The following is an 18,251-nucleotide window of genomic DNA, read 5'->3' as shown; positions in this document are numbered from 1 at the left end:
GCGGAGGACAGGGGCCGTCGTACGGCTCAGACCTGGACGGTCGGGGGAAGCTGCTCGGGCGGCAGGCCGCCGTCGCCGTCGACCACCTCGTCCGGCTGGCCGTCCTCGTCGATGTCGACCATGGTGATGTCCACCTTGCCGTCACCGTCGGTGTCGAACTGGAACAGGTCTGCCTTGCCGTCGCCGTCGGTGTCCACCACCCACACGTCGGTCTTGCCGTCGTTGTTGGTGTCGGCGCGCAGCAGCTCGACCCGCTCGTCGCCCCGGGTCTCCACGGTCTGCCCGTCAGTGACGCTCTCCGGTGCCTGGCTCATCTCGGTGGTCCTTCCCTCGGTTGACGGGCCGTCAGTACCCGATCCCGCGCTCCCCCACGCATGAGCCGGGTCGTCGAGCTGTCTAGGGTCGCACCATGAGCGAGCGGAGCGGGCGGAACACCCCGGTCGGCGTGGCGGGGACCCCGCGCGCCGACAGGCGGGAGAGGGAGGCGTGATGAGCGATCGTTTCGTGGTCGTCGGTGCCGGCACGATGGGGCTCGGCATCGCGTACGTGGCGGCCGGGGCCGGTCACGCCGTGGAGTTGGTCGAGGTGGACCCCGAGCGGGGCGCCTCCGCGCTGAACCGGCTCGCCGACCTGTGGGAGCGGGCGGTGCAGCGAGGGAAGCTGAGCGCCGACGAGGCCGCCGCGAACCGGCAACGGGTCACGCTGCGTCCCACGCTCACCGACGTCGCTCCCGCCCCTGAGGTGATCGTGGAGGCGGTGCCGGAGCGGCTCGACCTGAAGCGGGCAGTGCTGCGGGACGCCGCCGCGCTGAACCCCGCGCTGCTGGGCAGCAACACCTCCAGCATCGCCATCGGTGAGCTGGCCGTCGGGCTGGACGCGCCCGAGCGCTTCCTCGGCCTGCACTTCTTCAACCCGGTCTGGGCGATGGCCCTGCTGGAGATCGTGGTCGGCCCGGCCACCGCCGAGGAGACCACGGCGGCGGCCGTGGCGCTCGCCGGCCGGTTGGGCAAGGACCCCGTCGTCGTACGCGACCTGCCCGGCTTCGCCACCTCACGGCTCGGGGTCACCCTCGGGCTGGAGGCGATCCGGATGGTCGCCGACGGGGTGGCCAGCCCTGCCGACATCGACAAGGCGATGGTGCTGGGCTACCGGCACCCGATCGGGCCCTTGGAACTCACCGACCTGGTCGGCCTCGACGTGCGGCTGGACATCGCCCGCACCCTCCAGGCCGCGTACGGCGACCGCTTCGCACCGCCGCCCCTGCTCGTGGAGATGGTGGCCGACGGGCGGCTGGGCAAGAAGTCGGGGCAGGGCTTCTACCAGTGGAAAGCCGGGGTCAAGCAGTGAGCGCAAGGAGTGAGCTTGCGAGCCCCGCAGTCGCGAACGGAAGGTGGGCGCAGTGAGCGCGGTGGGCGCGGTGAGCGGCTTGCGGATCGAGGAGCGGCCGGACCGGCTGGTGGTCACCCTGGATCGGCCGGAGAAGCGCAACGCCATCGACGCCGAGCTGATCGCCGAGCTGCACCAGGTCTGCGCCGAGCTGGAGGCGCGTCCCCGGCTGTTGCTGCTCACCGGTGGGGCGGCGGGCATCTTCGCCGGTGGCGCCGACATCGGCCAACTGCGTGAACGGGGCCGCACCGATGCCCTCGCCGCGATCAACTCCGCTGCCTTCGCCCGGATCAGGGCGTTGCCGATGCCCACCGTCGCCGCCGTCGACGGCCCGGCGTTGGGCGGTGGCGCGGAGCTGGCGTACGCCTGCGATCTGCGGGTGTGCACGGCGCGGGCGGTCTTCGGTCAGCCGGAGGTGCGGTTGGGCATCCTGGCCGGCGCTGGCGCGACCCACCGGCTGCCCGCGTTGGTCGGTGAGGGCCGGGCCAAGGAGCTGCTCTTCACGGGCCGGCGGGTGGACGCCGCGGAGGCGCTGCGGATCGGCCTGGTGAACCGGGTGGTGGACGAGCCCGACGAGTTGCTGACGGTGGCGCACGCGCTGCTGGACGAGATCGCCCTGGGTTCGCCGCTGGCGCTGCGGCTGACCAAGCTCGCGGTCGACGCGCCCGCCGCCGCGCATCCGCAACTCGACCTGGTCAGTCAGGCGGTGCTCTTCGAGGACGAGGAGAAGCACCGGCGGATGACCGAGTTCCTGGAGCGCCGCCGGCCGCGGTGACTCCTGGAGACGAAACGGCCGCACCGGCGAGCGCCGGTGCGGCCTTCGTGTGCCTGTGGTCGTGCTACTGCCGGATCTGCACTTCGGCGTCGGCCAGGCCGCGGATCACCTGGGCGGACTCGCCGAAGCCGATGATCAGCACGGCGTCCGCGCCGAAGTCCTTGATCTCCTTCGCACCCCGGCTGAAGTCGACGGGTGCCGCCTTGGCATCGGCCGGCGGCTCGTACGTCAGCAGCTTGAGTCGATCGGCAGCGATACCGGCCTTCTCCAGCTCCTCACGGACGGTGCCCTGGAGGCCCTCACCGTAGGAGTCCTTGCGAGCCACGATGACGATCTTCTGCGAACCGTCGCGGAGGATGACGTCGGCCAACGCCCGGCCCTGGAGGCTGTCCGGTGGGGCGGTGCGGAAGTAGAGGCCCTGGTCGTCCACGTCGGTCAGGCTGCTGTCGGTGTTCGACGGAGAGAAGAGGATCTTCCCGGCCTGCACCACGTTCGGCAGCACGGCCCGGGAGATGCCCGAACCACCAGCGCCGATGATCACGCTGACGCCAGCCGCCGCGTGCCGGGCCACCGTCGCCTTGGCCACGTCCGGGTTGGTGCCGTCGTCGCCGTCCAGCCACGTCACCGGCTTGCCCAGGGCGCCGCCGGCGGCGTTGATCTCCTTGATCGCCAGCGCGGCGCCGGCGGCCATCGGCGGGTAGGCGATCGACAGGTCACCGGTCTTCGGCAGCAGACCGCCCAGGATCAACGGTTCCTGCTCGGGGTCGCCGCCCGGGCGCTGCTTCTTCGGCTTCGGCGGCGTCTTGGTGCTCGCCGCCGACTCGATGCCCGCGCCGACGAACTCGGTCTTGCCGTCGTTGATCTGCTGCCCGTCGAAGGTCAGCGTGGCGTAGCTCGCGGTGGCCGGCTCACCCTTGTCGGTGAAGCCCGCCCGGGTCAGCGAAACCCCGCGGTACTCGATGTCCTGCCCGTTGCGGGCCAGCGTGAGGCAGCTGACCGGGTCCTCGCAGCGCTGCCCGTCGTTGGTCACCGCGACGATCTGCTTCGCGATGGCAGCCGGGTCGGTGCTTCCGGCCAGCTGCGCGGCGAGCACGGCGATCACCACCGCGTCGTACGTCTCGGCCGAGTACACGTAGTCCGTCAGCGCCGGATTGACGGCCCGTAGCCGGCCCTTGAAGTCCTCGGGTAGCGGAACGAGGGGCGTGGTGCCCTTCATCCCATCCACGAGACCTGCGCGTTCTTTCAACTCCGCGGGGTAGGTGTTGAGCATGTTGCCGTCCGTGCCGTAGAGGCGCACCTGTTGGGCGCTGGTCTCCTTGGCCTTGTCATCCCCGCAAGCGCTTGTGGCGAGCAGGATCGTCGCGCAGGCAGCCAGTGAGGCCACCCGCGAGCGGCGTGATACGAGCATGGTCGTCCTTCCTCCGGCGAAGGTCCGCTGCGCACATTAGCGTGCCGAGGCCGACGGCGGGACCGTGGAGGTGGCGTAAAGCGCAGGTAGCTCGCCTTGAACACGGACAGTGACGGTTGTCGGGAGCCTTGACGACGCGTCCTACTGTGCGCTGGGTGACGGACCTACCACAGCAGACGTTCGACGACGCGGCCGCCGTGCTCCACTCGGCGCTGACCGGGGATGGAGAAGCGGTGGTGGGAGCGTTCGACGCGGTCGTCGACCGGGCCGGCCTGAGCGGCGCGTACGGGGTCGCGTGGTGCCTGGCCGCAACGATGCTCGGTGACGCTCCGGCGGCCAGCGGCGCGGCCCTGGACTTCCCGGGAATCGACCAGGCTGAGTACGACACCCGCTGGGTGGCCCGCTTTGTCAGCGCGTACGCCAACCGGGACGAGCCGACCGGGGAGGCGCTGTTCGGTGCCGCGGCAGCCGACGGGCTGCTGCCCGACTGCCTGCTCACGCTCGCCGGCTCGACGATCGCCACCCTGCGCAGCCGTGCCGGGTGACCGGCCGCCGGTTCGCGGCGTCCGTCGGGGGGCGGACGCCGCGACCGCGCGGACCACTCAGAACGCGTGGTACGCGATCAGCGGCTCGTACTCGTAGCGCAGGTTCTCGAAGCGGACCTGGAAGTTGACCCCGTCCCGGACGTCGGTCGCCACCGTGATCCAGCCCGAGTTGGCCGGCAGGTAGGTCCAGTAGTTGCAGCCACTCGTCTTGTCCACGAAGATCACGCACGCCTCGGTGGCGTACACGCTCGCGTTGCGGACGTTGATGTCGCGACAGCGGGTCGTGGTGCGGTACTGGCCGGCCGATCCGCCGTAGCGGCCCGTCTCGAAGTACGACCGCACCGCCCCGCCGTAACAGGTGGCGAGCGGGGCGAACGCGTTCGCCCCGGAGCTGACCGGTGCGGTCGGTGTTGTCGGCTCCGCCTGCGCGGGTGTGCCGGCGAAGAGCAGGGTGGTGGCCGTGGCGACGGCGAGCAGGCGAGCGGTCGGGGATGACATGCGTGCCTCCGAAAGCGGGTTACTGACCGTCCGTATTGGACTGATCATCCGACCGTGACGATGATACGTATCGATCAATGGCGGCGTGACCCCGTGATGTCCGGCCCGTGTGGTAGCTCTGTAGGCATGTCCGAGGCGATGCTCAGCAAGGTGCGCAAGCTGCTGGCCCAGGCCGAGGACCCGGCCTGCACGCCCGCCGAGGCCGCCGCGTTCACCGCCAAGGCGACCGAGTTGATCGCCCGCTACGGGGTGGACCGGGCGCTGCTCGCCGTCCGCGACCCGACCACCGACCCCGTCGGTGACCGGGTGCTGGACATCGTCGCCCCGTACGCCCGCGACAAGGTCGGCCTGCTCGCCGCGGTCGCCGAGCCACTGCGCTGCCGCTGCGTACGCCGCCGGCAGGGCAACGGCTTCGCGCTGCACCTCTTCGGCTTCGCCAGCGACCTGGAACGGGTCGACCTGCTCTTCACCTCACTGCTCGTACAGGCGGCGCACGGCCTGGCCGCCACCGCCGTGCCGGCCGACGACCACCCCGCCGCCTTCCGCCGCTCCTGGCTCGCCGGTTTCGCGGAAGTGATCGGGGGTCGGCTCTGGGCGGCCGAGACGGCGGCGGCCAGCGAGTCGGGCACGCCGTCGGTGGCGCTGGTGCTGGCCGACCGGTCCGACCGGGTGCAGCGACGGCTCACCGAGGAATACCCGCGGCTGCGCACCGCACCGCCGCGCCGGCTCGGCGGCACCGGCTTCGGTCCGGGGGCGGAGGCTGGCCAACGCGCCAACCTGGGTGGTCGGGACCTCGGCGGCCGCTCCGCTGGCGACCGGCAGCTCGGTCGGTGACTCCGTGCGCCCGTCAGGCGGAAGTGCCGGGGCCGCGTGACACAGTGGCGACGTAGCGGGTGAGCAGCTCGTGCCAGCCGGCGGTGAGCGCCTTGCGATATCCCTCGGCCGCCTCGCCGTGCCGGTCGAAGTGCCGGTGCTCCAGCTCGACCCGGGTGCGCTCCGGCCCTTCGGGAAGGAACAGCACCTCGACCTCGCTGGCCCGGGCCGGGTCCGGCACCGGCGCCCGGTCGGGGCCGATCTGCCAGACGAAGACCAGCCGCCGCGGTGGATCCCAGGTGAGCACCCGACCCCAGTCGGCGCGGAAACCGTACGGGCCGATCTCGTAGAGCATCCCGCCGGCGCGCGGCTCCATGCCCAGCTCCGCGAGAGCGTCCGGGCCGGACCAGGTGTATTCGGTGACCCACCAGTCAGTCAGCTCGTCGGTGAACACCGCGAACGCGTGCTCGGCGGCGCCCGGGACGAGGAGACTGCACCGTAGGGAGAACCGGTCGACGTCCTGCCGGATGTCGGCCGGATCAGTCATTTCCTGTCCCATAGGCCCGGACCATACCGGCTGATGCCCGCGTGTGCAGCTTCGCACGGTGCCCGGTTCCAGACAGAGGGTCGCCGACTCGTCACGGACGGGATGCCCCGCCGGAAAGCGGGTAAGCGCGCCGAACGCCCGGACGACCGGGACGGTGTGCAGGCGGGGCGGGAGATCATGAGCGAGAGCGCGCAACAGCGAGGGCCGGACCGGAACGTCGAGAGCGCGGACCCCGACGTCCTGCTCGACATCCCGAAGGTCTCCGTCGACTCGATCCGACTGGCCGTCGACGGCCTGGACGCCGACCTGTCGCTGCGGGCCCGGGTGGCCAACCTGCTCCAGGTCGACGCCGGCGTACGGGTGCACCTGAACGGCGGCGAGCTGGACATCAACGGGGTGCAAGCCGAGGCGCAGTTGCGGGTGCGGTTGGAGCAGCTGACGAGGATCCTGGGCCGGGCGCTCGACACACTCGACGCCAACCCGGAGATCATCGAGGCGCTCGCCCGGACGGCCGTCACCACCGTCGACGACGTGAACCGCAGCGCGCAGCAGCTGGCCCCGGGGCCGATGGGGGCCGCTGAGGTGCGGGGGTCGGCGCGGCGCTCCAACGGCGTACTCCAGGAGTTTGGTCAGCAGGTCGGTGCGGTCGGGGCCGTCGCCGACCGTGCCCAGCAAGGCCCCGGTCGTCCGGGGCCGGGTCCGGGTCAGCCGGGTCCGGGTGGGCCCGGTTCGGGTGGGCCAGGGGCTGGTCCGGGTCGGCCTGGGGCGGGGCCCGGCGGCGCGGGGAAGGGTCCTGGGGGCCCTGGGCCCCATGCCGGAGGTCCGGGACCCAGTGCGGGCGGACCCGGGTCTCAAGCGGGTGGCCCCGGGCCGGGCCAGAAGTCGCAGCCGGAGTCCGGTGGGCCGCAGGGCGGCGGGGCCCCGGAAGGCCGGCCGCACGAGGAGCCGCGCCACCCTGAGGGGCAGCGGCACGAGGAGCCGCGCCACCCTGAGGGGCAGCGGCACGAGGAGCCACGCCACCCCGAGGGTCAGCGGGCCGCGGGCCCGGGTGACGGGAAACGGCCGGCCGGCGCGGACCGGGGCGCTGAGGGACCGGCGGGATCGTCTACCGGGGAGCGTGGGAACCGACCGGGCCAGTCGGCAGGCCCCGGGCCAGGCCCATCCGGCGATCGTGACGGCGGTGGTGGGTTGCTGGGCGGGGCGCAGAGCGCAGCGCAGCTCGCCGAACAGGCGGGGGAGACCCTGCGGCAGGCCGGGCGCAGCGTGTGGGAGGCGATCCAGAGCGGCGTGGCGCAGCACCGCCAGCAGGGGCGCCGAGACGAGTGACGCCGGGCAAGGCGGACCAGCGACGCCGCGCGACCGATCCGCGCAGCCGGTCCGCGCAGCCGGTCCGCGCAGCCGATCCGCGCGACCGATCCGCGCGACCGATCCGCGCGACCCAGGCATGATCGACTCGCTTTTCAGGAAAGCGCGGTATTGGGCACCTTCCGATGCCCCGATTTCCGGGAAGTCGAGTGGATCACACCCGTGGCGGGCCGGTCCGCAGCCGTAAACAGCAAGATCCCCACCTGCGTTTCCGCTGGTGGGGACCTCTGTAGCCCGGCGAAAGGCTATGTGGCCAGGGGCGGGGTCGAACCGCCGACCTTCCGATTTTCAGTCGGACGCTCGTACCAACTGAGCTACCTGGCCGTATCGCTGCTCGGCTCATGCTACCCGGCAACCGGACGAACCGGTGGCAGGGCGACCTGCTCCGATACGCAGAACGCCGCGCGAGGCGCGGCGTCAGCGCTGCGGTCCTGACGGGACTTGAACCCGCGACCTCCGCCTTGACAGGGCGGCGAGCACTCCAACTGCTCCACAGGACCTAGCTTGTGTTGCTCCGACTTGCGCCGGTCGTGCCCCCAACGGGATTCGAACCCGTGCTACCGCCTTGAAAGGGCGGCGTCCTGGGCCGCTAGACGATGAGGGCGGCCCCGCCATCATTGCACACTCGCAACTTCAAGCGGACTTGCTCCCATCCGGCCCCGCCGGAGGCTTGGAAAGCATACGTGATGCCCGGTCGGTCGACAAAATCGGTATCCGCAAGGGCTTCGGAAGAGACATAACCGCAGGTCAAAGCCGGTCTAGCGGAGTTTGGTGATGCCGAAGCGCTTCTTGAGGTCGGCGATCAGGTGGGGGCAGGCGGCGAGCGTCGCGGCCCGATCGCCACCCCCGTCGTGCAGCAGCACGATGGCGCCGGGGCGGGCGGCGGTGTGGATGCGCTTGCCGATCGTGGCGGCGTTCGGCTTGTCCCAGTCCTGTGGGTCGACCGACCAGTGCAGCGGGCGCATGCCGAGACCCTTCGCCACCGCCAGCACCTCCGGCGTCCACCGGCCGCCCGGCTGCCGATAGAAGGACACCTTGGCGCCGGGGGCCGCTGCCTGGATGGCCCTGTTCGTGCGTTTCAGGTCGGCCTTTATCTCGTTGACGGGCCGTCGGGCCAGGTCGAGGTCGTGCCGCCAACTGTGGTTGCAGAGCTGATGCCCCTCGTGGACGATCCGCCGGACCAGCTCCGGATGGCGCTGCACCTCGCGACCGACCACGCAGAACGTGGCGGTCACCTTGGCTGCCCGCAGTTGGTCGAGAACCTTGGGAGTCCAGGTCGGGTTGGGCCCGTCGTCGAAGGTCAGGACCACCGGGCGTACGCCGCTGTTGCGCCGCAGGCCGGCCGGGAGCTTGGCCGGCAGCGGCCGCAGCGGAGGCTTGGCGACCGTGGGATGCGGTGACGTCGTGGGGGCAGTGGTGGACTCCACCGGCTGCGGCGCGCCGGCGGGCGCGATGGTGTGGTCCGGCCCCGCACAGCCGGACAGGACCAGCGCCACGGCGAGGACGGACGCCAGAAAGGCGCGGGCTCGCATCTGCTCGCTCCCGGAGGGTCGGGGTAGGCGGACCCGCCCGACGGTAGTTCACGCGATCACCGGGCAACAGTGCGATCAGTCACGCCTCGACTGGTCCAGGGAGTCACGGACCGCGACGGCGAGCGAGACCGCCTCGGCCAGGTCGACCGGCCGCACCACCCCGGCGGGCAGCGTGTCGGCGCGCCAGCCAGGGCCGGCGGCGAGCGCCAACAACGGGCGGCGGGGTGCGGCGAGCAACGCGCTGAGCTGGGACGGATCGGCGGTGGCCCGGGTGTGCGACCAGAGCACCACGGCGGCCGGACCGGTCCGGTTGACCGCCTCCACGAGAGCGGCCACCGGCACCCGGGCGCCGAGCATCCGGTAACTGACCCCGGCCTCCGCGAGGGCGGCGGCCAACGCCTCCAGTGGCAGGGTGTGCTGCTCCTCGTCGGCGCAGGACAGCAGGATCCGGGCCGGCCCGGTGGGAACCTTGGCCCGACTGGCCGCCGCGAGAGCCTCCGAGACGCAGCGGGACACCAGGTGTTCCACCTCGATCAGGCCGGTGGTGGCGGCGTGGCGTTCGCCGATGCCGGCTAGCACCGGGCGCAGCAGACCCTCCCAGGTGGCGACGACCCCGACGGTGGCGAGGGCGTGCGCGATCGTCTCGCTGATCGCCGCCGCGTCCAGCCGCATGGCGGCGCGGGCCAGACCACGGGCTGCCGGGCCGGCGCGGCCGACCGGGATGGTGCCACCGCCGTCGCGGCCGGACGGGGGGATCCGGACGGGGGTGACGGTGCCGTTGGGTGTCGGATCCGGTGCCTGGCGAGCCCAGCGAGCCGCCTCGGCGGGGCTCACCCCCTCGGCGGTGAGCCGTCGCATGATTTCGAGACGGGCCAGGTCGGTCGGGGTGTACCGGCGGTGGTGACCGGGGATGTGCTCACTGGGCCCGAGCCCGTAGCGCTGGTGCCACGTGCGGAGGGTCGTCACCGCGACTCCCAACCTGCGTGCGACCGCGCCCGCGCTCAGCGCCTCATCGACCACCCGACCGCTCCGCCGAGTCGTCCGCCGACAGAGCAGGCGGGGTCACGGCCAGGCCGGGTGCGCCGGACGTGGGGCCCGAGGGGTGCAGCAGCCGGTTCACCACCCCGCCCAGCCAGGGCGCGTACGACCGGGGGTCGCGATCCAGCTCGGCTTCCAGCGCGGTCGGATCGGCCCACCGCAGCTCGGCGACCTCGTCCGGGTCCGGCAGGAGCGGGGCCCCGGGCAGGAAATCGCCCCGCAGCACGTGGTCGTACTCGAATTCGACCCGACCGGTCGCCGGGTCCTCGGCGTAGTAGACGTAGACGCCGACCTCGGTCAGCTCGACCGGGCCCGCGCCCAACTCCTCGCGTAGCCGCCGGTTGGCCGCCTCGGCGAGGGACTCGCCGGGCTGGGGGTGGCCACAGCAGGCGTTGGCCCAGCGCAGCGGGAACCGCGTCTTGACGGCGGCGCGCCGCTGGAGCAGCACCTGGCCGTCCGAGTCGACCAGCAGCACCGAGAAGGCCCGGTGCAACTGCCCCGGAGCCTGGTGCGCGGCCGCGACGGTCGTCTCGCCGTGGGCCTCGCCGTTTTCGTCGACCAGCTCGACGAGGTGGTCCTCACGGCTGCTCATCGGCCTTCCCCGGTGATCCGGCCGGCGGCCAGCTTGCCGGAGATGAGCACCATCGGTACGCCGACGCCGGGCTGGGTCCCGGAGCCGACGAAGACCACGTTCGACAGTTTGCGGTGCAGGTTCGACGGGCGGAACGGGCCGGTCTGGAAGAGGGTGTGGGCGGCGGCGAACGGCGTGCCCGCGGCCATGCCCTGGTCCTCCCACTCGGCCGGGGTGATCGCCCGCAGCACCTCGACGCCGGCACCGAAGCCGACGTAGCCGCGCTCCTCCAGAGTGCCGATCAGCTGGTCGCTGTAGCGCCGGGTCAGGTCGCCGCGCCACTCGAACGGGGTCCGGTGCAGGTTGGGCACGGGAGCCAGCACGTAGTAGGTGTGCCGATCGGGTGGGGCCACCGACGGGTCGGTCCGGCTCGGGTTGGTCACCAGCAGCGACGGGTCGGTCATCAGCTCACCCCGCCGGATGACCTCATCGAAGGTGCCCTTCCACGCTCGTCCGAAGTGGATGTTGTGATGGGCGATCTTTTCATATCCCTGTCGGGAGCCGACGTGCAGAACGACGCAGGACGGTGAGTAGGTGAGCCGGCGCTGCGGGGCGGCGGGGAGCAGGTCCCGGTAGGCGACCGGCAGGTCGGGGTTGAGCACCACCACGTCCGCCGGCACCAGTTCGCCGTCGGCGGTGATCACACCGGTGGCGCGGCCGTTCGCGGTCTCGACCCGGGTCACCGTGGTGCCGTACCGGATCTGCACGCCGTGCTTCTCGGCCGCGCCGGCCATCGCCTTGGAGACCGCGTGGATGCCGCCGCGCGGGAAGTAGACCCCGGCCACCGAGTCCAGGTACGCGATGACCGTGTAGATGGCCAGCGCGTCGTGCGGGGCGAGGCCGGCGTACATCGCCTGGAAGGAGAAGATCCGCTGGGTACGCGGGTCCCGGAAGAATTGGTTGATCTTCGTCTGGAGTCGCCGGAAGGCCCCGCTGGCGAGCAGCTTGAGGAGGTTGCCGGTGATCAGGTCGGTCGGCGCGTCCAGGTTGCGCTCGATGAAGTCGGCGCGCTCCAGGCGCCACAGCTCCCGCGCGTAGTCGACGAAACGCAGGTAGCCGTCGGCCTCGCGCGGCCCACAGACCCGGGAGATCTCCGCCGCCATCCGGGTGGTGTCGGTGAGCACGTCGAGGGTGGAACCGTCCGGGTAGTACGCCCGGTAGGCCGGGTCGACCGGGGTCAGGTCGAGCCAGTCGTCCAGCTCCTCACCGACCGCGCCGAGCGCCTCGGCGATCAGGTCGGGCATGGTGAGCACGGTCGGGCCGGTGTCGAACTCGTAGCCGTCGACCCCGAGACGGCCGGCCCGCCCACCCGGCACCGGCTCGCGTTCCAGCACTGTCACCTGCCGGCCGCTGCCGGCCAGGTGCAGCGCGCAGGCGAGCCCGCCCAGCCCGGCCCCGACGACCACCACACGGTCCGTCCGTCCTGTCACCGTCCGCACGTGACCACCTCTTCCAGAAAGTCGCTCATCAGGCCCGCCGGCTGGTGGCGGCGGTGGCCAGCCCGGTCAGCGCGGTCCGCGCCGTCCGGTCCACTGGTGCGGCGTCGAGCGCGGCCAGTGCGTCACTCACCCGCTCGGCGATCATCCGCTCCACCCGGGCCACCGCGCCGGTCTCCTCGACCAGCTCGGCGAGCCGGTCGACCGGCCCGTCGCCGGCCCGATCCATCGCCCGGAGCTGGGCCGGCGTGGCCAGCTCCCGGGCCAGCATGAGCAGCGTGGTCGGCTTGCCGGTGCGGAGGTCGTCGCCGGCCGGCTTGCCGGTGTCGGCGGGATCGCCGTAGACGCCGAGCAGGTCGTCGCGGAGCTGGAACGCCTCGCCGACGGCAAGGCCATAGCGGGTGTACGCGGAGACCAGCGCGTCGTCGACAGGCACCCCGGCCAGGCAGGCCCCGAAGAGCAGTGGCCGCTGGACGGTGTAGCTGGCGGTCTTGTAGCGGGCCACTCGCAGCGCCCGGTTGACCGACCAGCTCGCCGGGTCGTTCTCGCCGAGCACGTCGAGATATTGCCCGGCGACCGTCTCCACCCGCATCTGGTCATAGCAGCGCCGCACTTCGAACAGCCGGGCCGACGGCACTGTGGCCTGGGCCAGCAACCGGTCGGCCCACACCATGCAGAGGTCACCGATGAGTACGGCGACGGCTTCGCCGAATCGGCCGGGATCACCCCGGTGGCCTGCGGCGATGTGCTGTTCGGCGATCGCGATGTGTGCGGTGGGCCGGCCCCGGCGGGTGGTGGACGCGTCCATCACGTCGTCGTGCACCAGGGCGAAGGTGTGCAGCAGCTCCAGCGCGGCCAGCGCGGGCAGGACGGGTGGTAGCGCCTCGGTGCCACCGACCGCCCCGCGCCACCCCCAGTAGGCGAACGTGGAGCGGATCCGCTTGCCGCCCACGAGGACTGCTTCCCGCGCGGTGGCGGCGAAGCGGCCCATCGAGATGTCGATCTCGGCGAGGGAGTCGACCTCGGCGGTGAGGAAGGTTGCCAGGGTCTCGTCGACCGCGGTGATCAGGTCATGGGTGTACGCGGCCAGAACGGCGCGGACCGGATCGTCACCGTCCCCCGGCCCCCGCTGCGCCACACGGGTCGCATTGCCCGCAACTGCGTCGTTGGCCATGCGACTGAGCGTACCCTAGGCTACGAGTTGCGTCGATTGGTGCGTCGATAAATTAAGGAGGGCCGGTGGACACTGATCTCACCGCTGCCTATGACCGGTGTCGTGAGCTGCACAAACGCCACGGCCGCACCTACTATCTCGCCACCCGGCTGCTCCCCGCTTGGAAACGACGACATGTCCACGCCCTCTACGGGTTCACGCGGTACGCCGACGAGATCGTCGACCGCACCGAGGACCTACCGCAGGTCGAGCGTGCCGCCCGCCTCGACGACTGGGCCAGCCGATTCGTGTCCGGCCTGCACGGTGCGTCGGTCGACGACCCGCTGCTGCCGGCCGTGCTGCACACCATCGCCGTCTTCGACCTCGACCGGGACGACTTTGCGTCGTTTCTGAAGAGCATGGCGATGGACCTGACAGTCACCTCGTACCCGACCTACGACCACCTGCTCGACTACATGGAGGGCTCGGCGGCGGTCATCGGCACCATGATGCTGCCGATCCTGGGCACCTCCGACCCGGTGGCGGCACGGGAGCCGGCACGGCAGCTCGGCTTCGCGTTCCAACTCACCAACTTCATCCGGGACGTCGCCGAGGACCTCGACCGGGGCCGCACCTACCTGCCGGACGAGGACATGGCGAAGTTCGGCGTCACCCGCGAGGAACTGGCCGAGGCCTGCGCCCGGGGCCGCGGCACGCCCCGGACCCGCGAGCTGATCGAGTACGAGGTGACCCGCGCCCAGGCGCACTACGCCGCCGCCGCGCCGGGCATCACCATGCTGGCGCCAGCCTCGCAGGCCTGCATGCGCACCGCGTACGCGTTGTACGGCGGCATCCTCGACGAGGTGGCCGCGCAGGACTACGACGTCTTCACCCGGCGGGCCCTGGTGCCGCAGCGGCGACGGATGGCGGTGGCCACACGGGCTCTGCTCACCTCGACCGGTACGCCGGTCACCATCCCCGGGCCGACGGTCCACCCGCAGACCCGGTGACCGCAAGCACCGCGATCGTGCTCCTCACCCGCGACCTGCGGGTGCACGACCACCCGGCGCTGGCCACCACCTGCGCGGCCTTCGACCGGGTGGTTCCGCTGTACGTGCTCGACCCGGCGCTGGCCGGCCTGTCGGCCAACCGCACCCGGTTTCTGCACCAGGCGCTCGCCGAACTGCGGGCCGAACTGCGCGAGCGCGGTGGTGACCTGGTGGTACGCCACGGCGACCCGGTGGCCGAGACGATCCGGTTGGCCGGCGAGGTCGACGCTACCGCCGTCGCGCTCTCCGCCGATGTCAGCAACTACGCCCGGCGCCGCGAGCGACGACTGCGCGCGGAGTGTGAGCGGCACCGGCTGCACCTGCGACTGTTTCCCGGGCTGACAGTGGTCGAGCCGGGCGCGTTGCGGCCCGGTGGCGGGGGCGACCACTACCGGGTGTTCAGCCCCTACCACCGTGCCTGGGCGGCCAGTCAGTGGCGTGCGGAGTTGGCCGCGCCGCACCGGGTGGAGCTGCCGGGCGGGGTGAGCGTGGGCAGCCTGCCGAAGCCGCCGGCCGGGGACTCACCGGACGCGGCGGTCGGCGGCGAGCGGGTTGCCCGGCAGCGGCTCAACGACTGGCTGCCCGACCTGGACCGCTACGACGATCAGCACGACGACATGGCCGGCGACGACACGTCCCGGCTCAGTCCGTACCTGCGGTTCGGCTGCGTGTCCCCACTGGCGGTGGCCAACCGGGCCGGGGACCGGTCCGGGCCGTTCGTCCGGCAGATCTGCTGGCGGGACTTCTACTACCAGGTCACCGCCGCCTTCCCGGAGATCTCGACGTCGGCGTACCGGCGGGGCGCCACCGAACAGTGGCGCTACGACGACGACGCGTTGGCGGCCTGGACCGAGGGTCGGACCGGCATGCCCATCGTCGACGCCGGGATGCGGCAGATGCGTACGCAGGGCTGGATGCACAACCGGGCCCGGCTGATCACCGCCGGCTACCTGACCAAGCACCTCGGGCAGGATTGGCGGCCCGGCGTGGCCGTCTTCTTCCGCTGGCTGCTCGACGGGGACGTGGCCAACAACTCCGGCAACTGGCAGTGGGTCGCCGGCACCGGCAACGACACCAAGCCGTACCGGGGGTTCAATCCGGTCCGGCAGGCCGAACGGTACGACCCGGACGGCGACTACGTGCGCCGGTGGGTGCCGGAGCTGGCGAAGGTGCAGGGCAAGGCCGTGCACCAACCGTGGCGACTGCCCGACGCGCTCCGCCAGACGCTCGACTATCCGCCGCCGCTCTCGGTGCCGGGCACCGACCCCGTCTGGCTGCGCTGATCAGAGGCAGGAGTGCAACACCTCGACCAACTCGTCCACCCGGTCGTGCTCGGCGAGGTGCGCCGTGGCGTACCCGAAGGCGTAACCGCGCTCCGGGTCGGCCCACGCGCTGCTGCCGCCGATGCCGCCCATGCCCCAACTGCCGTCCGGCTCCCACTGCATGCCCAGCGTCCATCGGACCTGGCGGTCCAGCAGCAGGTCCGGCCCGTCGTACTGGACCCGGGTCGCCTCCGCCAACAGCTCGGGGCTGAGCAGACGGACTCCGTCCAGGACACCCCCGGCGAGCAGACCGGCGTAGAGCCGGGCCAGGCCGGAGGCGGTGGCGTGCAGGTTGACCGCGGGCATCTCCGCAGCACGCCAGAGCGGGCTGTTCAGCACGGCCAGGTCCAGCCCTCCGGCCGGGTTGCCCAGCGCTCGTGCCCGCAGCGATCCCGGCTCACCGAGCTTCCGGGCCGGCCACTGCGGGTCGCCGTAGCGCAGGTCGGCGCAGCGCCGCTGATCCGCGGCGGCCAGCCCGAAGCCGAGGTCGAGCTGCCACCGGTCGGCGATCTCCTCGGCCAGGAACCGGCCCACCGACCGCCCGTCGACCCGGCGAACCACCTCGCCCACCAGGTGCCCGTACGTCCAGGCGTGTTCCGCGGCCACCGAGCCCGGTGACCACTCGGGGTCGGCGGCGGCCAGGTCGCTGGTGAGGAGCGTCCAGTCGGCGATCGCGGTCGCCGGTCGGGGTACCGGAAAGGCCGGCAGCCCGGCGGTGTGCGACAACACCTGACGCACGGTGGCGGGTGTGCGGAACTCCGGCCAGTACCGGTCGACGGGTGCGTCGAGGTCCACCTGCTCCCGGTCGACGAGCATCAGCAGGCAGAGCGCGGCCACCGGCTTGCCGACCGAGTAGACGTTGACGAGCGTGTCCGGCCGCCACGGCTCGCCGTCCGACCCGGCAGCGGTCCGGGTTCCGCCGATCAGGTCGACGACGGGCTGACCGTCGTGCCAGATGACCAGGCTGGCACCTGTCTCCCGGCCGGAGGTGAGCAGGTCGTGGAAGCAGTCCCGGACCGGTGCGAAGCGTGCGTGCATCCCGCCACGGTAGGCGTCCCGGACCGGTGAGGGTGCCGACTTTTCTCCGACCCTGGTGGTCGGGCTGGTGTCGCTGGGGGATGCTGTCGGGGTGGCAGAGCCGGAGCTGGTGGATGTGGTCGTGGTCGGGCTCGGGGTCGGCGGCGAGGAGGTGGCCGAGCGACTCGCCGAGGCCGGCCTGAGCGTCGTCGGCATCGAACGGGATCTGGTCGGCGGGGAGTGCCCCTACTGGGGCTGCATCCCGAGCAAGATGATGATCAGGGCGGCCAACGCCCTGGCCGAGGCGCGCCGGGTCGACGGGCTGGCCGGGACGGCGCAGGTCCAACCGGACTGGGCGCCGGTGGCCAAGCGCATCCGCGAGGAGGCCACCGACACCTGGGACGACACGGTTGCCGCCGACCGGTTCACGGGCCTGGGCGGCCGGCTCGTCCGGGGTAGTGGCCGCCTCGACGGCCCTGGCCGGGTCCGCGTCGGCGACCAGGTGTTCCAGGCTCGGCACGGGGTCGTGCTGGGCACCGGGACCCGTCCGTCGGTGCCACCGATCGACGGCCTGGCCGACACTCCGTACTGGACCAACCACCAGGCGATCGAGGTCGAGGAGTTGCCGGAGTCGCTGCTGGTGCTCGGCGGCGGCGCGATCGGTCTGGAACTGGCACAGGTCTTCGCCCGCTTCGGGGTCCGGGTCACGGTGGTGGAGGCGCTCGACCGGGTGCTGGCTGTCGAGGAACCGGAGGCGTCCGAGGTCGCCGCCGCGGCGCTGCGCGCTGACGGCGTGGAGATCCACACCGGGGTACGCGCCGAGCGGGTCGAGCACGACGGCACCCGGTTCACACTGCGCGGCAGCGGCGGTTCGGCGTTCACCGCCGACCGTCTGCTGGTGGTGACCGGGCGCAAGGCCCACCTGACCGAGCTGGGGTTGGACACGATCGGCCTGGACGCCAGCCAGCGTTACCTGCCGGTCGACGACCGGTTGCACGTCACCGACCAGGTCTGGGCGGTCGGCGACATCACCGGCGAGGGCGCCTTCACGCACATCGCCATGTACCAGGCCGGGATCGTGATCGCCGACATTCTGGCCCGTGCCCGGCAGGCGAGTGCGGGGGCGGATGCCAGCGGGACCTCCAGCGTGGTCGGCGGTGCGATGGGCGCGTCCAGCTCGCTGGCCGCCAGCGGGTCGAGTGGGTCGGCCGGCACCGTCCCCCGAGCGGACTACCGCGCACTGCCCCGGGTGACCTTCACCGATCCCGAGGTCGGAGCGGTCGGGCTCACCGAGCAGCAGGCGCGCGAGCGTGGCATCAACGTGCAGGTCGGTTTCACCAAGCTGGGCAGCTCGACCCGGGGCTGGATCCACCGGGTCGGTGACGACGGCTTCATCAAGCTCGTCGCGGACGCCGACCAGGGTGTTCTGATCGGCGCGACCTCGGTCGGCCCGGCCGGCGGCGAGGTGCTATCCGCGCTGGTCGTGGCGGTGCACGCGGCCGTGCCACTGAGCCAGCTCCGGCACATGATCTACGCGTACCCGACCTTCCACCGGGCCATCGAGTCCGCGTTGCACGACCTGTCCTGACGCCCGCCCCGGCTGTCGATGTCGGAAGAATCCGGCAGCAAGCCAGCAAACGACGGGCACTTTGCTGTTCATTTCTTTCATCCTGGTGACGTACGATTGCGACCGTGACCAAGCGGTTGACTGAAGTTGCCAAGAAGGCGGGCGTCAG

18 protein-coding genes and 3 tRNA genes are annotated in these 18,251 nt (G+C 72.0%); 8 read left to right on the top strand and 13 right to left on the bottom strand.

All coding sequences use genetic code 11. From position 1 onward, the window contains the following. Nucleotides 1-26: 26 nt before the first annotated feature. Entirely contained in the window at nt 27-314 is a 288-nt protein-coding gene (locus tag KBX34_RS10465) for a hypothetical protein (protein WP_088950954.1), read from the bottom strand. 175 nt (nt 315-489) lie between these two features. On the opposite strand from KBX34_RS10465, the gene KBX34_RS10460 reads away from it, so the two are divergent. Together KBX34_RS10460 and KBX34_RS10455 are read left to right on the top strand one after the other, a co-directional pair. Continuing rightward, nucleotides 490-1,347 (top strand): 3-hydroxyacyl-CoA dehydrogenase family protein, encoded by an 858-nt coding sequence (locus KBX34_RS10460; protein WP_210924719.1) that lies wholly within the window; start codon nt 490-492, stop codon nt 1,345-1,347. Between the two features lie 70 nt (nt 1,348-1,417). After that, complete coding sequence (locus KBX34_RS10455; protein ID WP_088952126.1) at nt 1,418-2,161, top strand: enoyl-CoA hydratase/isomerase family protein; 744 nt, start codon at nt 1,418-1,420, stop codon at nt 2,159-2,161. A 64-nt stretch (nt 2,162-2,225) separates the two neighbouring features. Here KBX34_RS10455 and KBX34_RS10450 read toward each other — a convergent pair whose 3' ends face one another. Further along, nucleotides 2,226-3,569, bottom strand: coding sequence for an ABC transporter substrate-binding protein (locus KBX34_RS10450; RefSeq protein ID WP_210924717.1), 1,344 nt, complete (start codon nt 3,567-3,569; stop codon nt 2,226-2,228). 155 nt (nt 3,570-3,724) lie between these two features. Here KBX34_RS10450 and KBX34_RS10445 point away from each other — a divergent pair, with 155 nt between their 5' ends. Continuing rightward, on the top strand, nt 3,725-4,114 hold the full coding sequence (locus KBX34_RS10445; RefSeq protein ID WP_088952127.1) for a hypothetical protein: 390 nt from the start codon (nt 3,725-3,727) through the stop codon (nt 4,112-4,114). 57 nt (nt 4,115-4,171) lie between these two features. On the opposite strand, the gene KBX34_RS10440 is transcribed toward KBX34_RS10445, so the two are convergent. Next, on the bottom strand, nt 4,172-4,612 hold the full coding sequence (locus KBX34_RS10440) for a hypothetical protein (RefSeq protein ID WP_210924715.1): 441 nt from the start codon (nt 4,610-4,612) through the stop codon (nt 4,172-4,174). A gap of 126 nt (nt 4,613-4,738) precedes the next feature. On the opposite strand from KBX34_RS10440, the gene KBX34_RS10435 reads away from it, so the two are divergent. After that, nucleotides 4,739-5,446 carry a DUF2786 domain-containing protein gene (locus KBX34_RS10435; protein WP_210924714.1) on the top strand — a complete coding sequence of 236 codons (708 nt, stop codon included), beginning with the start codon at nt 4,739-4,741 and terminating at the stop codon, nt 5,444-5,446. 13 nt (nt 5,447-5,459) lie between these two features. Here KBX34_RS10435 and KBX34_RS10430 read toward each other — a convergent pair whose 3' ends face one another. Next, on the bottom strand, nt 5,460-5,984 hold the full coding sequence (locus tag KBX34_RS10430; RefSeq protein ID WP_088950959.1) for an SRPBCC family protein: 525 nt from the start codon (nt 5,982-5,984) through the stop codon (nt 5,460-5,462). 90 nt (nt 5,985-6,074) lie between these two features. Between KBX34_RS10430 and KBX34_RS10425 the strand changes: the two genes are divergently transcribed. Continuing rightward, nucleotides 6,075-7,298 carry a hypothetical protein gene (locus KBX34_RS10425; protein WP_210924713.1) on the top strand — a complete coding sequence of 408 codons (1,224 nt, stop codon included), beginning with the start codon at nt 6,075-6,077 and terminating at the stop codon, nt 7,296-7,298. A 289-nt stretch (nt 7,299-7,587) separates the two neighbouring features. Here KBX34_RS10425 and KBX34_RS10420 read toward each other — a convergent pair. The 8 genes from KBX34_RS10420 to KBX34_RS10385 form a co-directional block, all read right to left on the bottom strand. Beyond that, a tRNA-Phe gene (locus tag KBX34_RS10420) sits at nt 7,588-7,661 on the bottom strand. A 102-nt stretch (nt 7,662-7,763) separates the two neighbouring features. Beyond that, nucleotides 7,764-7,837, bottom strand: a tRNA-Asp gene (locus KBX34_RS10415). A gap of 31 nt (nt 7,838-7,868) precedes the next feature. Further along, nucleotides 7,869-7,941, bottom strand: a tRNA-Glu gene (locus tag KBX34_RS10410). 154 nt (nt 7,942-8,095) lie between these two features. Then, nucleotides 8,096-8,869, bottom strand: a complete 774-nt coding sequence (locus tag KBX34_RS10405; RefSeq protein ID WP_210924712.1) for a polysaccharide deacetylase family protein — start codon at nt 8,867-8,869, stop codon at nt 8,096-8,098. A 75-nt stretch (nt 8,870-8,944) separates the two neighbouring features. Beyond that, nucleotides 8,945-9,889, bottom strand: a complete 945-nt coding sequence (locus KBX34_RS10400; protein WP_088950962.1) for a MerR family transcriptional regulator — start codon at nt 9,887-9,889, stop codon at nt 8,945-8,947. After that, on the bottom strand, nt 9,879-10,499 hold the full coding sequence (idi, locus tag KBX34_RS10395; RefSeq protein WP_088950963.1) for an isopentenyl-diphosphate Delta-isomerase: 621 nt from the start codon (nt 10,497-10,499) through the stop codon (nt 9,879-9,881). Before idi ends, KBX34_RS10400 begins: the two co-directional genes overlap by 11 nt. Then, the gene (gene crtI, locus KBX34_RS10390) at nt 10,496-11,977 is read right to left on the bottom strand and encodes a phytoene desaturase family protein (RefSeq protein WP_210924711.1); all 1,482 of its coding nucleotides are present in this window, start codon (nt 11,975-11,977) and stop codon (nt 10,496-10,498) included. Before crtI ends, idi begins: the two co-directional genes overlap by 4 nt. Nucleotides 11,978-12,005: 28 nt before the next feature. Then, on the bottom strand, nt 12,006-13,148 hold the full coding sequence (locus tag KBX34_RS10385) for a polyprenyl synthetase family protein (RefSeq protein ID WP_210924710.1): 1,143 nt from the start codon (nt 13,146-13,148) through the stop codon (nt 12,006-12,008). Between the two features lie 65 nt (nt 13,149-13,213). On the opposite strand from KBX34_RS10385, the gene KBX34_RS10380 reads away from it, so the two are divergent. Further along, nucleotides 13,214-14,137, top strand: coding sequence for a phytoene/squalene synthase family protein (locus tag KBX34_RS10380; RefSeq protein WP_210924709.1), 924 nt, complete (start codon nt 13,214-13,216; stop codon nt 14,135-14,137). Beyond that, on the top strand, nt 14,134-15,459 hold the full coding sequence (locus KBX34_RS10375; RefSeq protein ID WP_210924708.1) for a deoxyribodipyrimidine photo-lyase: 1,326 nt from the start codon (nt 14,134-14,136) through the stop codon (nt 15,457-15,459). The genes KBX34_RS10380 and KBX34_RS10375 overlap by 4 nt, the downstream gene beginning before the upstream one ends. Here the strand turns inward: KBX34_RS10375 and KBX34_RS10370 are convergent, their stop codons facing one another. After that, a complete protein-coding gene (locus KBX34_RS10370; protein WP_210924707.1) occupies nt 15,460-16,536 on the bottom strand; it encodes a serine hydrolase in 1,077 nt (358 codons plus the stop codon). A gap of 91 nt (nt 16,537-16,627) precedes the next feature. Between KBX34_RS10370 and KBX34_RS10365 the strand changes: the two genes are divergently transcribed. Next, the gene (locus KBX34_RS10365; protein WP_210791984.1) at nt 16,628-18,103 is read left to right on the top strand and encodes an NAD(P)/FAD-dependent oxidoreductase; all 1,476 of its coding nucleotides are present in this window, start codon (nt 16,628-16,630) and stop codon (nt 18,101-18,103) included. The last annotated feature ends 148 nt before the right edge of the window (nt 18,104-18,251 follow it).

This window comes from Micromonospora sp. M61 (assembly GCF_018070245.1).
Lineage (GTDB): Bacteria > Actinomycetota > Actinomycetes > Mycobacteriales > Micromonosporaceae > Micromonospora > Micromonospora zamorensis.
Note: the sequence above shows the minus strand (reverse complement) of the source record. Positions and strands in the feature narration are given on the sequence as shown.